The following is a 14872-nucleotide window of genomic DNA, read 5'->3' as shown; positions in this document are numbered from 1 at the left end:
TGCGAACACCGGCGCAAAAATTTTTTAACCATTTCTTGAACGATCGGTCATGAAAAGAGAAGCGATCAAGTCCGCTCCGGCGGAATTCGGTGGATCCGCGAGCGGCGCGGCGAGTGCAGCAGGGGCCGTAACCGGCCCTGGACCAGCGATGGCAGGCATGGCTGTCGCCGCCAAAGCGGCGGCGCCCGGCTTCCCGCGTCAGGCGCTCGCGCTCGCGGTGCTGTTCGTCGGCGCCTTTCTCGCGCCGCTCGATTACTTCATCGTCAACCTGGCGCTGCCGTCGATTCACACGGGCCTGAACGCGAGCGACGCGCAGCTGCAACTCGTCGTATCGGCCTATGCGTCGGCCTACGCGGTGCTGCTGATCACGGGCGGCCGCCTCGGCGATCTGTTCGGACGCCGTCGCATGTTCATGACGGGCATGGCGGCTTTCGTGATCGCGTCGGCGTTGTGCGGCTTCGCGACCAGCGGCCATATGCTGGTGATCTCGCGCATCGTGCAAGGCATCGCGGCCGCGGTGATGGCGCCGCAAGTGCTCGCGACGATTCGCGCGGTCGTACCGTTGCATCAGCAGACGCGCGTGATGAGTCTGTATGGCTTCGTGTTCGGCTTGTCGTCGATCGTCGGGCAGCTCGGCGGCGGCGCGCTTATCACGTATCACCCGTTTGGGCTCGACTGGCGCGTGATCTTTCTGATCAACATCCCGATCGGCATTGCGGCGTTCATCGGCACATGGAAGTTCGTGCCGGAGAACCAGCCGGCCACGCATACCGGCGTCGATCTGAAGGGCGTTGCGCTGCTGTCGGCGGTGCTGCTGCTGGTCATCTATCCGATGACGCACGGCCGCGAAGCCGGCTGGCCCGCGTGGACCTTCGTGATGTTCGCGCTCGCGGTGCCGGTGTTCGCGCTGTTCGTCGCGACCGAACGGCGCGTCGAGCGCGGCGGTGGCCATCCGCTCGTCGATCTGCAACTGTTCCGCAATCGCGCGTTCGCGCTCGGTCTGGTGCTCGCGTTCCTGTTCTATTGCAACAGCGCGTTCTTCCTGACCTACGGCATCTTCCTGCAGACCGGCCTGCACTGGACGCCGCTCGCGTCGGGCATCGCGATCATGCCGTTCGCGCTCGGCTTCGTGATCGGCCCACTGACGTCGCCGGCCGTGGTCAAGCGCATCGGCGCGCATGTGCTGACGCTTGGTTTCTCGATGATGACGCTCGGCTTCACCGTGACCGGCTGGTCCGCGACTCGATCCGCGACGCCCGATCTGCTGTTCTACTGCGGGCTGGTGTGCGCGGGTGTCGGACATGGTCTGCTGTTGCCGTCGATCATGCGCATCGTGCTGCAGGAGGTGGTGCCCGAGAAGGCGGGGCTGGCATCGGGCGTGGTGTCGTCGACGTTGCAGATCGGCTCCGCGTTCGGCACCGCGGCGGTGAGCGGCGCGTTCTTCGGGGCGCTCGGTGGCAGCGCGGCACCCGCGTCTTATGCACACGCGTTTCAGTTGAGCCTTGCTATCAATGCCGCGCTGATGTTCGTGTGTATCGGCCTGAGCGTGCTGCTGGTGCGTCATCAGCAAAGCGTACGGCGCTCAGTCGCTCCAGCGGTTTGAAATTTAGCCGTTGGTAATCGTTTTCATTTGTTGGCTCGCTCAGAAAAATCGTTCAATTTGAACGAAGCGGTATAACGAACTACGTGGCATTTACCGGCGATCTACTCGTTCACAGGTAATTCTGATTTAGATCAAACAGGTCTTTCTGATTAACGGCTCACCGTTATCGCGTCAGGTTTTCTAATCAGAGGAAACCGGCCTCGTATTTTCTACCGACCTGCAAACCGCCGGCAGTAACTGTTGCATTTGTGCGGTAGCGCACATAGGGTTAGCCGCAATCTTTTGGCGGAGAATTTTTTGGGAATGCCGGGAACTTTAACCGTTTGGCATCAACCTCGGTTCCAGTGAAAACGGTATCAATAAAAAGCGCTTGCCGCGTTTAAATTCGATTGTTAATCTGTCTAAACTTTAGAGTACCCATTCAACAGGTCGAAGTCGTTAAAGCCGGGCTCAACTTAAAAACGCTCAAGATAGGGGGGCCAAAGATGCTGACCGCTACCATTGACGCATTCCAGACAACATCCGCCGCCTTCAACGTGGGCGACGTCGTCAAGTTAAAAGAAGGGGGCCCGCGCATGACCGTGACGTATGCAGGTCCGGTCGCACGCAATCCGGGCGACTGGCTGATCTGCGAGTGGTTCGACGAACACGGCGAACTGCGTCATGAAACCTTTGCCGCGCAAGCCGTGCGTGCGGAACCGCGCTCCATTCCGGCGGGCTCGGTACAGTGGAGTCGCATCGGGCGCGCGGCCTGAGTGACGCACTTGCGCTTCAATCAAACCGTTTCCTGTTATTCGTTTATTGCGCGTATTGCGCGAGCCGCCCGAATCGTTTCAGCGCTCGGGCCGGTCGCGCGCGGCCTCGCGTCGCCGCACGCGCAGCGTCAGTGCCGACGAAAACGCGCGCAAAGTCGACATCTTGCGAGTCTCGACGACGTCGCTCGCCAGGCTCTCCGCCGGATTCGGCTGTAGCGCCCAATACAGCGCGAGCACCCAACCAAGCACGGTCCAGCCGAGGCAGGCGTTAAATAGCGCGAGCGTCAGCACGTCACGACGCTTGCGCCGGTCCGCGATGATCGCCGGTAGAAAATACAGCGCTAGCGCGAACGCCGCGCCGATGGCCTGAACGGCCACGTTGCCACTCATAAAAGCTCCTGATGCGCGATGCATGTAGTGATTGTCGCGCGAATGGCCACCGCCCGCCGCGCACCCTGCGCGTTCCAGTCCCCACCCAATCACCGCAAGGGGTTCAGCCCGACACGCATCGGGACTATGATGATCGTTTCGACCGAACAGTACTTCACGGACCCGATCATGATCACCGACACGACCCAGCAGGCCCACCTCAACCCGGACACGCTACGAGCATTCGTCGAGCGCAAGTGGAACGACGAGATCGTGCCCGCACTGACAGACTACATCGCGGTGCCGGCGAAGAGCCCGGCCTTCGATCCCGACTGGGCGAAGCATGGTTACCTCGAGCGCGTGATCACCGACGCCGCGAAATGGGCCGAGCAGCAACCGGTGCGCGGCCTGAAGCTCGAAGTGATCCGCCTGCCGGGCCGCACGCCGGTGATCTTCTTCGAGACCGCCGCGACGCGCTCGGGCAGCACCGAAACCATCGTGCTGTACGGCCACCTCGACAAGCAGCCCGAGTTCGATGGCTGGCGCAACGACCTCGGTCCGTGGACGCCGAAGCTCGAGGACGGCAAGCTGTACGGCCGCGGCGGCGCGGACGACGGCTACGCGATCTACGCGAGCCTGACGGCGCTCGCCGCGCTCGATGCGCAAGGTGTCGAGCGTCCGCGCTGTGTCGGGCTGATCGAAACCTGCGAGGAGTCGGGCAGCTACGATCTGCTGCCCTACGTCGACGCGCTGCGCGAGCGGCTCGGTAACGTCGGGCTGGTCGTGTGTCTCGATTCGGGCGCGGGCAATTACGATCAGCTGTGGCTGACCACGTCGCTGCGCGGGCTCGTCGCCGGCGATCTCGAAGTGCAGGTGCTCGACGAGGGGATTCACTCGGGGGTCTACGGCGGCATCGTGCCGTCGAGCTTCCGCATCATGCGTCAACTGTTCGACCGTCTCGAAGACTCAGCGAACGGCACGCTGCTGCCAAAGGGTTTTCATTGCCCGGTGCCCGCCGATCGTCTGCGCGAAGCGGAGGCTGCCGCGAGGATTCTCGGCGATGACGTGTGGAAGAAGATGCCGTGGGCATGCGGGCAGGACGGCCGTCAGGTGCTGCCCACCACGACCGATCCACAGCAGGCGCTGCTCAATTCGACGTGGCGTCCTTCGCTGTCGGTGACGGGCGCGGCCGGCTTGCCCGCGCTCGCCGACGCCGGCAACGTGCTGCGTCCGCGCACCGCGTTCAAGCTGTCGCTGCGTCTGCCGCCGACCATCGAAGCGGAAAAGGCCGTCGCCGAACTGAAGGCGCTGCTCGAATTCGATCCGCCGTACAACGCGAAGGTCACGTTCAAGCCGGACGCGGGCGCGGCGAGCGGCTGGAACGCACCGGAGGTCGCACCGTGGCTGGCCACCGCGCTCAGCGATGCATCGCGTCAGCACTTCGGCGCAGACGCCGCCTACATGGGCCTCGGCGGCACCATCCCATTGATGAATGTGCTGAAAGCGGGCTTCCCGAAGTCGCAGTTCATGGTGTGCGGCGTGCTTGGGCCGAAGTCGAATGCGCATGGGCCCAACGAGTTCCTGCACGTGCCGTACGGCAAGAAACTGACGGCCGCGGTTGCCGAAGTGATCGCCGCGGCGCCGTGAGTCGTGGCCTCGTTTGAGTGGGGCTCGGGCGCGACCCGACCCCGTTGTTGACTGATGCTTCCTTCCGTTCGAACCACACCGACACGCTGAATGACCGACTCCCAGACTGCCCAAGCCACCACGCCCCGGATTCCGGCCGATCAACTGCATGCCTACGTCAGAGCGATCTGGGAGCGAGCGGGCAGTGCGCCGCGCGAAGCGAAGCTGATCGCAGATCATCTGGTGGCCGCGAATCTGACCGGACACGACTCGCATGGCGTCGGCATGATCCCGCGCTATGTCGAATCGCTCGCCGACCAGCAACTGCAACTGAATCGGCATGCCGACGTCGTCAAAGACGCGGGCGCGGTGCTGACCGTCGAAGGCGGCAAGGGCTTCGGTCAGGTGATCGCGTTCGAGGCGATGGAGCGGGGCATCGAGCGCGCGCGGCGGCTCGGCATCTGCGCGGTGGGCTTGCGCGGCGCGCACCATATCGGCCGCATCGGGCATTGGGCCGAGCAGTGCGCGCGCGCCGGTCTGGTGTCGTTCCACTTCGTCAACGTGGCGGGCGATCCGCTCGTCGCGCCGTTCGGCGGCGCGGACCGCCGCATCGGCACGAATCCGTTCTGCGCGGCTTATCCGCGACCCGGCAAGCCGCCTCTCGTGCTCGACTTCGCGACCAGTACCATCGCGTTCGGCAAGACGCGCGTCGCGTATAACCAGGGCAAGCACACGCCACCCGGCGCGCTGATCGATCACGAAGGCATGCCGACGCTCGAACCGAAAGTCATGCACGAAGCGCCGTTCGGCGCGCTGACACCGTTCGGTGGCCACAAGGGTTTCGGGCTCGCGGCGATGTGCGAGATTTTCGGCGGCGCGCTGTCGGGCGGCTTCACGACGCACGCCGACACGCTCGGCACCACGCACGCGATCATCAACTGCATGCTGTCGGTGATCATCGATCCGAGCGCATTCGACGCGCCCGATGCGCAAGCCGAAGCCGATGCGTTCCTCGCGTGGGTGAAGGCGTCGCCGCTCGCGGCGGGCACCGAGCGCATCTACGAACCCGGCGAGCCCGAGCGCGTCACGCGCGCGCAACGCGAGGCCGCCGGCATTCCGATCGACGCGGCGACGTGGACGCAAATCCACTGCGCGGCGCGCGCCGTCGGAATGAGTGCGGACGAAGTGACAGGCTGGTCCGCGCGCCTCGGCTGAAGCGCACGACGGCAAGGCTCAGGCGATCAGCCTGAGCTTGCGCCGATCGAGCACCCAGCGCTCGAACTCGGTGGCGGGCATCGGCCGTGCGTACAGGAAGCCCTGCACGTAATCGACGCCCAGGCCCTTCATGAAGGTTTCTTCCGCTTCGGTTTCGATCCCCTCGGCGACGACCTGGAAATCGAGTTCCTGCGCGACCGCGACCATCGAGCGCACCAGCGCCTGTGCCTTCATATCAGCGTGGATCGAGCGCGTGAAGCTGCGGTCGAGCTTGATCACGTCGAGCGGAATACGGCCGAGTTGCGACAGCGACGAGTAGCCGGTGCCGAAGTCGTCCAGATGCACCTGCGCGCCGAGCTGGCGGAACTGCTTGATCAGTTCGATCGCGGCCGCTTCGTTTTCGATCAGACAGCTTTCGGTCAACTCGAGATCAATCAGGCAGGGATCGAGGCTCGCATGCTGCAACGCCTCGGTGAAATGGCGGACCACGGCCGTATCCGTGAGCTGTCGCGCCGACACGTTGATCGCCACGCGCAGGTCGTAGCCGGCCGCCTTCCAGCGGGCCGCCTGTTTCGCGGCGGTCTCCATCACCCAGCGGCCGAGCACGCCGATCAAGCCGGATTCCTCGGCATAACGGATGAATTCCGCAGGCATGATCTGCCCGCGCTCCGGCGAGTTCCAGCGCACCAGCGCTTCCGCGCCTTGCACGGCGCCCGTGGCGAGGTTCAGCTTCGGCTGATAGTGCAGCGCGAACTGGCCTTCCTCGAGCCCGCGGCGCAGATTCGTGTCGAGCCACATGAACTCAGCGACGCGGCGGTTCATGTCCGGCGAGAACACGCGATGCGTGCGCTTGCCTTCGTCCTTCGCGACGTACATTGCGGTGTCGGCCGAACGGATCAGCGATTCGAGCGTTTCGCCATGCTCGGGCCAACGCGCGATGCCGATCGAGCAGCCGGTATAGACCTCGACGAGCCCGACCGCGAACGGCATGCGCATGCGATCGAGAATGCGCTGCGCGGTGTTTTCCAGGCCATGCGCGGAGCCCTTCGCCGCGAGCACGATGAATTCGTCGCCTCCGAGACGCGCGAGCGAGTCGCCCGGATTCAGACAGTTGCGGATCGCGTCCGACACATCGCAGATCAGCCGGTCGCCGAACACGTGGCCGTAGTGATCGTTGACCTTCTTGAAGTTGTCGAGATCGAGAAACAGTACGCCGATGGTTTCGCCGGGCGCGGCCTGTTCGATCGCGATCTGGATGCGCTCCTGGATCGCGTTGCGATTCGCGAGGCCGGTGAGCGGGTCGGTGGTGGCCTGCTCGATCAGCCGGTCCTGCGCGAGCCGTTGCTCAGTGATGTCGGTGCCCGAGCAGATCAGGAACTGGTCTTCGATGCCGCTGCCGCTGCTCACGAACTTGTTGCGAAACAGGAACAGCCGCTCGCCATGCACCGTTTTGATGCGCCGTTCGATCTCGTACGGTTCGCCACGGTTGAAGAAGTGCGCGCCGACCTGGTTCGAGACCGCGCCGTCGTCTGACGACATGAACAGCGTCCAGACGCTGCGGCCGATGATGTCCTCTTCCTTGAGCCCGGTCAGCTCCTCGGCGAGCCGGTTGAAGCGCTGTATCCGGCCGTGCCGGTCGACGATGACCACGACCGAATTGACCTCGGAGACGACCTGTTCGGCGAACGACAGACCGTGGAGCAGTGCGCGCGCGACGGATTCGGTGTCGGCATGGGTCGAGGCGGTGCCGCCCCAGCGATGACAATCGAGTTTCTTGCCGACCAGATGCAGCCGCCGCGCCGCGCCGTCCAGTTGCACGTCGACGACTACGTGCGAGGTGACGCCGCTCAGCGCGCGGATCTGGGAGGCTTGGCAAGAGTTGAGGGGAATGGCGACGCCGGCAGCCGCGTGGCCGTGCGCCGGCGCGAGTTCCAGCGTGTCGCTGGCCGCCGCCAGGCACCAGCGAGGGCTGCTCGTGCCGAACCGCGCGTGAAGCACCTGGTCGTGTAGCTCGTCGCTCATGAAATCCCCGGAGAGTGCCGGCGGTCGCTATCAAGGCGGGCGGCGGCAGACGGTCTTCCTCATACTAAAGTGAAACTGCCCCATTGTATCTAAGCGTGACAGTTCGAGCGAAGAATCATTAACGTTTTGCTAACCACGAGCACGGGCCGGCGTGGCCGCACGCGGCGGCATGATGGCGTGGCAAAACGACGCCACGGTGACGTCGTCAGAAGCGGTGGGTGAGCAGCGCGCGGGCGCGTTCGCGCTCGATCGGATTGGCGTCGAGCGCCGCGTCGAAGCAGAACTTGCCGGCCACCAGCGTGGCCGCGGGCACGCCGTCGCGATACAGCACGCGGTTGCCGGCCACGGCCGGCACCTTGTCGCCGACCAGCAGCGTGCCGACGAGATTCAGCGGATCGGTTCCCGCGACGCAGATAAGCGCACCGTCGTTCGCTTGCCGCCGCACCTCGCGCAGCAGCGGAATCGCCTCGGGCAGCGCGAACTGCTCGCCCGCGAGCCCGTTGACGAAACGCCCGCCGCGGATCACGCCACGCGCCTCGAGCCGCTGCAGCACGCGCAGCAGATCGCGCCACGGCGGCAGCCATTCGGCCTCGCGTTCGAGCACGCGCCAGAACACCACGCCGTAGCGGCGCAACAACGTCATTGCGACGTGTTCGAGCACCTCGGGCGGTAACTGACTGCGCCGCTCGGACGGTTTTTCCGGCGCGACGGCGGACGGGCGGCTTACGAGCGCCCAACGCCCGGCGTCGTCCATACCGCCTATCAGCGCGCTCGCTCGCGCACGCCGGCTGCTGGAAAACGTATTGCGTTTTGCGACCGGCTTCAGCAACGCGCGCAGGCCCGCGAAGCTGTCCGAGTTCGCGAGGCCGGCCGCGACCAGCTCGCCGAGCGCGTTTTCGAGCTCCATGCGCAGCACGCGCACCTCGGCGAGCAGTTCGTCGAAGAACATCGCGCCGTGTTGCGCGAGGGTGTCGTGCACGCTTTGCGCGAGCGCCGACAACTCGACCTGGCGCGCGGGATCGAGCAGCGCGCGCCACGCCCGCAACTGCGCGCGCGGCAGCAGCACGATCGGCGTGCCGCGGACCGGACCGGCGGCGCCGCGCGCCCGTTCGGTCAGGCGGGTCCAGACGATCTTGCCGGCGCGGCATAGCTCATCGAGCGAACTGCTGGTGTAGGCGCGCACCCGCGCGGGCAGGATGTCCTCCTCCCATGCGCCGGCCGCGGCCTGGAAGCCTTCGAGCTGGTCCAGCGCGGCGGCGAGCGCGTCGCGGCCTTCGGCGCGAGTCGTCGGCGTCAGATGCTGCCATTCGAACAGGAAGCGCATGAAGTCGTGCCGCTCGACCGGCTCGATCTCACGCCGCAGCCGCTTCACCGTGTAGCGATGGATGCGTGCGAGCAGGTGCCGCTCGCACCATTCTTCGTGGCTCGTGTGCGGCGTGAAGCGGCCGCGCAACAAGTAGCCTTCGGCCTCGAGACGGATCAGCGCCGGTTCGATCCGCTCGGCCGGCAATCCGAGCGGGCGTGCGATCGCGTCGACCGTCAGCGGGCCGAAACCGGTCAGCCGCGCGCGCAGCACGTCGACGAGCGCGTCGTCAGCGCTCCAGCTTTCGGTGTAGCCCTTCGGGGCGCTCAGCGGCGGCGTGTAGCGATTGCGCGCGACGCCGGGGTAGAGCGCTTCGAAGCAGGTCAGGCGTTCGGCGGGCAACCACAGCGCGCCGTCGCTGAACTTGTCGTTGCCCGTGCTTGCGTTTGCTTGCGCGGCCAGCGGCAAGCGCGTCGCCCGGCCGGCTTTCGCCAACGCCGCAAGCAGCGTGGGCCAATCTTCATGCGTGCGCGCCTCGGCTTCTGTGATGCAGGCGAGGCCCGTCAGCGCTTCGTGCATTTCGTCGGCGTTGCGTGCTTGCGGCCAGGCCTCATCGCGCACGCTGTCGATCGCGGCGGCGTCGAGCGCGCCGAGATCGTCGGCGCTTTCAGGGTCGGTCCAGCGGCGGTTCAGCACGGCCTGGGTGCGGCGCTCCTCGATCGGCGCGTCGTCCAGGTACGCGTATGGTTTCGCGGTCAGGATTTCGGCGGCGAGCGGTGACGGCGCCGGCAGATCACGCGCGACGAGCCGCAACTCGCCGTGCTCGATCTGGCGTAGCAGCGCGAGCCAGCGTTCGCTGTCCATCGCGTCGTGCAGGCAGTCGTCGATGGTTTGGTCGACTAATGGGTGGCGCGGCACCTCGCGTTCGCCGACGACGTTCTCCAGACACGCGGCCTGTTCGGGAAATACGCTTGCAAGCAGATCCTCGCTACGCATGCGCTGCAGTTGCGGCGCGGTCTTGCGCCCGCCCGTGTAGCGCGGCAGGCCGAGCGAGGTCGTCGCGTTCCAGCGCCAGCGCACGCCGAATAACGGCGCATCGAGCAGCGCCTGGATCAGCAGATGCTCGGCGCTGTTCGAATGCAGATAGCGCCACACATCGTCGAGCACGAACGAGTGGCTGCCGGTCAACGACAGCACGATCGCGTCTTCGGTCGCCGCCGCCTGCAGCTCGAAGTTGAAGCTGCGGCAGAAGCGCTTGCGCAGCGCGAGCCCCCACGCGCGATTCACGCGGCTGCCGAACGGTGAGTGGATCACGAGCTGGGTGCCGCCCGATTCGTCGAAGAAACGCTCCATCACGAGCGTGCTCTGCGTCGGCAAGACTCCGAGCGCGGCGCGGGCGCGCGCCAGGTATTCGACGATCTGGCGCGCGGCCGGTTCGTCGAGCGCGAGGTTGTCGGCGAGCCAGGTGATAGCGTGGTCGAGACGCGACGCGGTGGGCTCGAGTTCGCTTGCGGCTACGGCGGGTGCCGTGGTTGCTCGTGTCTCGCCCTCCGTCAGCAACGCTTCGACCTGCTCCCGCAATCTCGCAACCGCGAACGACAGCTCGTCGCTGCGCCCAGGCGCCTCGCCGAGCCAGAACGGAATGTTCGGCGGCTGCCCCTGCGCGTCCTCGACCCGCACGCGGCCGCTTTCGATGCGCAGAATCCGGTACGACGCGTTGCCGAGCTGGAACACATCGCCGGCGAGGCTTTCGACCGCGAAGTCCTCGTTGACGGTGCCGATATTGAGCGCCTGCGGTTCGAGCACGACCGCGTAATCGGCGTTCTCGGGAATCGTGCCGCCCGAGGTCACCGCGACCAGCTTGCCGCCGCGCCGGCCGCGCAACGTGCCGCTGACCGCATCGCGATGCACATACGCAGCACGCGGACCGTGGCGGCTCGTGTAGCCCTCGGCGAGCATGCGCAGCACCGCGTCGTATTGCTCGCGCGGCAGATCCGCATACGGCGCGGCACGCCGCAGCATGTCGAACAGCGCATCCTCGCTCCACTCGGCGCTCGATACCTCCGCGACGATCTGTTGCGCGAGCACGTCGAGCGGCGCGCGCGGGATGCGCAACGCATCGAGCTCGCCACGCCGCACGCAATCGAGCAGCGCCGCGCATTCGAGCAGATCGTCGCGCGAGGCCGGAAACAGTCGCCCCTTCGGCATGCCGCCAACGTGGTGCCCCGAGCGGCCGACGCGTTGCAGGAACGGCGCGATCGCGCGCGGCGAACCCATCTGGCAGACGAGATCGACGTCGCCGATATCGATGCCGAGCTCCAGCGACGCGGTCGCGATCAGCACGCGCAGCTCGCCGCGTTTCAGGCGCTGTTCGGCGTCGAAACGATGTTCTTTTGCGAGGCTGCCGTGATGCGCGGCGACCGCGTCCTTGCCGAGCCGCTCGGTCAGATGGCGGGCGGCGCGCTCGGCCATGCGGCGCGTGTTGACGAAGATGAGCGTCGTGCGATGCTGCGCGACCAGTTCGGCGAGCCGGTCGTAGACGCGCTCCCACACTTCGTTGGCCATCACCGCTTCGAGCGGCACCGGCGGGATCTCCAGCGCGAGGTCGCGCGCGCGGACGTGACCGACGTCGATCACCGCGCACTCGGCCGGCACGTCGCTATCGAGGCTCGCGCCGCCGACCAGAAACCGAGCCACCGCGCTGACCGGCTTTTGCGTCGCCGACAGCCCGATGCGCGGCAGGGGCCGGCCGCAGAGCGCGTCGAGCCGTTCGAGGCTCAGCGCGAGATGACTGCCGCGCTTGCTGCCCGCGAGCGCGTGAATTTCATCGACGATCACCGTGCGCACCGTCGCCAGCATGCGGCGGCCCGAATCGGAGCCGAGCAGCACGTACAGCGACTCGGGCGTCGTCACGAGAATGTGCGGCGCGCGTTTTTTCAGCGCGTTGCGTTCCTGCTGCGTGGTGTCGCCGGTGCGCACGGCGGTGCGGATGTCGAGCGGCGGCAGGCCGAGCGCGTCGAGTTCGGCGGCGATGCCTTGGAGCGGCAGTTGCAGGTTCAGACGGATGTCGTTCGACAGCGCCTTCAGCGGCGACACGTAGACGACCAGCGTTTCGTCGGGCAGCACGCCGTCGTTCGCGAGGCCTTGCGACACCAGGTCGTTCAGCGCGGACAGGAACGCCGTCAGCGTCTTGCCGGAGCCGGTCGGCGCGGCGACCAGCGTCGAGCGGCCGCTGCGGATTTGCGGCCAGGCGGCGGCTTGCGCATCGGTTGGGGCGGCGAAGGTTTTCTGGAACCAGCTGGCAACGGCCGGGTGAAAGCCGGCGAGCGCCTGCGGGGCTGGCGGTAAGGCAGGTGCGACGGGCCGCGCCGCGCTCGCGGTGGAGCGGGCCTTGCGGGAGCGGGGCGCCGCGTCGAGTGCGGCGGCAGTTTTTGCCGAAGTCATGCTCATGTAGATGAGGGCGGCGCAGGGGATATCCAGTGGGGGCGGCTGGATTAGTACCCGCTCGTGTCGCCCGTTTTTGCGGTTGCGGGGCATTCCACGCTGACGACGCAATAGCGGTCAGTCTCGCAGGTTTTCGGCGCTCGTGTGCGGCGCGTTGGGCGTTGCGTAACTGCTGGAATTCGTAGTTTCGCCGCGTGCGCCCGTCCTGCCAGCCTCTGCCATTTGCAGTACGCTTGACGATTCTCCCTGTCCCCACGATGGAGCGTCGACGATGCGATATAACCAGTTGGGCCGTACCGGTGTGTTTGTATCGGAGTTGTGTTTGGGCACGATGACCTTCGGCGGTGGCGAAGGCATCTGGCGGCAGATCGGCGATCTGCAGCAAAGCGACGCGGAGCGGCTGGTCGGCCGGGCGCTCGACGCGGGCATTAATTTCATCGACACGGCCGACGTCTACGCGGGCGGCCTGTCCGAGCTCATCACGGGCAACGCGCTGAAAAATCTGAAAGTGCCGCGCGACAAGGTCGTGATCGCGACCAAGGTGTTCGGCCAGACGGGCGAGTTCGCGAACGCGCGCGGTGCGTCGCGCTATCACATCCTCGACGGCATCAAGGCGAGCCTGAAGCGTCTACAACTCGATCACGTCGACCTTTATCAGATCCACGGTTTCGATCCGGCCACGCCGATCGAAGAAACCGTGCGCGCGCTCGACACGCTCGTGCAGCACGGCCACGTGCGCTATGTCGGCGTGTCGAACTGGGCCGCATGGCAGATTGCGAAGGCGCTCGGCATCGCAGAGCGGCTCGGCGCCGCGCGCTTCGAAACGCTGCAGGCGTATTACACGCTCGCGGGCCGCGATCTTGAACGCGAGCTCGTGCCGATGCTGCAAAGCGAAGGCCTCGGCCTGATGGTATGGAGTCCGCTCGCGGGCGGTTTTCTGAGCGGCAAATACGGACGTGAACAGCAGGGCGAAGCGGGCAGCCGTCGCACGACTTTCGATTTTCCGCCGATCGATCGCGAACGCGCGTACGACTGCATCGACGTGATGCGCGAGATGGCCGCGGCGAAGACCGTTTCGGTCGCACAGATCGCGCTGGCGTGGCTGCTGCATCAGCGTGTCGTCAGCACGGTGATCGTCGGCGCGAAGAGGATCGAGCAGCTCGACGACAACATCGCGGCGACCAACGTCGCGCTATCCGCCGATGAGCTCGCGAAGCTCGCCGAGGTCAGCGCGCTGCCCGCCGAGTATCCGGGCTGGATGCTGGAGCGGCAGGGCGAGCAGCGCCGGCAACAACTGGCCGAGGTTCGGCGCGTCGTGCAGCGATAGCGCGACGGCGTTCTCGCGAACGCCGAAGAAGGCCTGAATCTTCATCGTTGGGCGGCGCGAGTTCGATGCTCGCGCGGCCGCGATCTTCATCACATTTGCCACGCGATTGCGCGTAGACTTCACACGGCAGGTCTTCTTCCGCATCGGCCGCACCGATGCCCAGCGTTGTATTTCAGAGTCCTATCCGGTTCGTGACATTCGCATTCGCTTCGATTACAAAAACCGGCGCTTTCGTGGCGTTGGCTTGCTGTTCGCTGACATTGCCTCATCTCGCCCACGCCGCCGACAACGTGATCGTGCTCGACTCGGGCGAAGCGCAGCTTACGTTGATCGATCCCGTCACGCACAAGGTGATCGGCACCGAGCCGACCGGCAAGGAACCGCATCATCTGATGATCACGCCCGATGGTCGTTCGCTGATCGTCGCGGATGCGTTTTCGAACGACCTGATGTTCGTCGACCCGCACAGCGGTCGGGTGCAACGCCGTGTCGAGGGCATCGAAGACCCGTACCAGCTCGGCTTTTCGCCCGACCACAAGTGGTTCGTTACAGCGGGCCTGAGGCTCGATCGCATCGATATCTATCACTACGATGGCGAGAGCGTGACGCTCGCGAAGCGGATTGCGCTCGCGAAGACCCCGAGCCACCTGACCTTTGCAGCCGATAACCGCACCGTGTTCGTCACGCTTCAGGACACGGGCGAGGTCGCGGCGATCGATCTGCCGACACAGTCAGTGTCGTGGAAGCTGCATGTGGGCAAGACGCCGGCCGGACTCTGGATGACCCCGGGCGATCGTTATCTGCTCGTCGGCATGACGGGCGAAGACAATGTCGCGGTGGTCGACTGGAAGAACCGCCAACTCGTGAAGAAGATCCGCACGGGCCGCGGCGCGCACAACTTCCGCAATCTCGACGATGGCCAGCACATCGCCGTGTCGAATCGCGTGGAGAACACGATCAGCATCCTCGACTACAACGCGCTGACCAAAGTGGCCGACATCACCGGTTTGATGCCGGGCCCTGACGACATGGAACTATCGGCGGACCGGCGCTATCTATGGGTCACGTTCCGCTTCGCGAGGCACGTCGGCGTCATCGACCTGAGCACGCATCGGCTGGTGGATACGATCGCGGTGGGGCGCTCGCCGCACGGTCTTTATTTCGCCAACCGCGCGCCGGTCTACGCGCCCAATCCCGACTGAGGCAAC

9 protein-coding genes are annotated in these 14872 nt (G+C 65.8%); 6 read left to right on the top strand and 3 right to left on the bottom strand.

What is annotated here, in order from left to right; translation table 11 throughout:
- The first annotated feature begins 49 nt into the window (after nt 1–49).
- Nucleotides 50–1603: an MFS transporter gene (locus tag AB3X95_RS21725; protein ID WP_368622505.1), complete on the top strand. Its 1554-nt coding sequence runs from the start codon at nt 50–52 to the stop codon at nt 1601–1603.
- 485 nt (nt 1604–2088) lie between these two features.
- Nucleotides 2089–2358: a YodC family protein gene (locus tag AB3X95_RS21720; protein WP_176123714.1), complete on the top strand. Its 270-nt coding sequence runs from the start codon at nt 2089–2091 to the stop codon at nt 2356–2358.
- Nucleotides 2359–2436: 78 nt separating this feature from the next.
- Here the strand turns inward: AB3X95_RS21720 and AB3X95_RS21715 are convergent, their stop codons facing one another.
- Entirely contained in the window at nt 2437–2748 is a 312-nt protein-coding gene (locus tag AB3X95_RS21715; RefSeq protein ID WP_176123715.1) for a superinfection immunity protein, read from the bottom strand.
- A 168-nt stretch (nt 2749–2916) separates the two neighbouring features.
- Here AB3X95_RS21715 and AB3X95_RS21710 point away from each other — a divergent pair, with 168 nt between their 5' ends.
- Complete coding sequence (locus AB3X95_RS21710; protein WP_368622570.1) at nt 2917–4374, top strand: M20 family metallopeptidase; 1458 nt, start codon at nt 2917–2919, stop codon at nt 4372–4374.
- A 90-nt stretch (nt 4375–4464) separates the two neighbouring features.
- Nucleotides 4465–5568: a malate/lactate/ureidoglycolate dehydrogenase gene (locus tag AB3X95_RS21705; protein ID WP_368622504.1), complete on the top strand. Its 1104-nt coding sequence runs from the start codon at nt 4465–4467 to the stop codon at nt 5566–5568.
- Nucleotides 5569–5586: 18 nt separating this feature from the next.
- Here the strand turns inward: AB3X95_RS21705 and pdeR are convergent, their stop codons facing one another.
- Nucleotides 5587–7590, bottom strand: a complete 2004-nt coding sequence (gene pdeR, locus AB3X95_RS21700) for a cyclic di-GMP phosphodiesterase (protein WP_176367080.1) — start codon at nt 7588–7590, stop codon at nt 5587–5589.
- Between the two features lie 205 nt (nt 7591–7795).
- Nucleotides 7796–12337 (bottom strand): DEAD/DEAH box helicase, encoded by a 4542-nt coding sequence (locus AB3X95_RS21695; RefSeq protein WP_368622503.1) that lies wholly within the window; start codon nt 12335–12337, stop codon nt 7796–7798.
- 271 nt (nt 12338–12608) lie between these two features.
- On the opposite strand from AB3X95_RS21695, the gene AB3X95_RS21690 reads away from it, so the two are divergent.
- Together AB3X95_RS21690 and AB3X95_RS21685 are read left to right on the top strand one after the other, a co-directional pair.
- Nucleotides 12609–13664, top strand: coding sequence for an aldo/keto reductase (locus tag AB3X95_RS21690; protein ID WP_368622502.1), 1056 nt, complete (start codon nt 12609–12611; stop codon nt 13662–13664).
- 155 nt (nt 13665–13819) lie between these two features.
- On the top strand, nt 13820–14866 hold the full coding sequence (locus AB3X95_RS21685; RefSeq protein WP_368622501.1) for a YncE family protein: 1047 nt from the start codon (nt 13820–13822) through the stop codon (nt 14864–14866).
- Nucleotides 14867–14872: the final 6 nt, after the last annotated feature.

Origin of the sequence: Paraburkholderia sp. BR13444, assembly GCF_040948755.1 — a bacterium.
Classification (GTDB): Bacteria; Pseudomonadota; Gammaproteobacteria; order Burkholderiales; family Burkholderiaceae; genus Paraburkholderia; species Paraburkholderia youngii.
The sequence above is the reverse complement of the archived record's forward strand: the minus strand, read 5'-3'. Positions and strand labels throughout refer to the sequence as shown.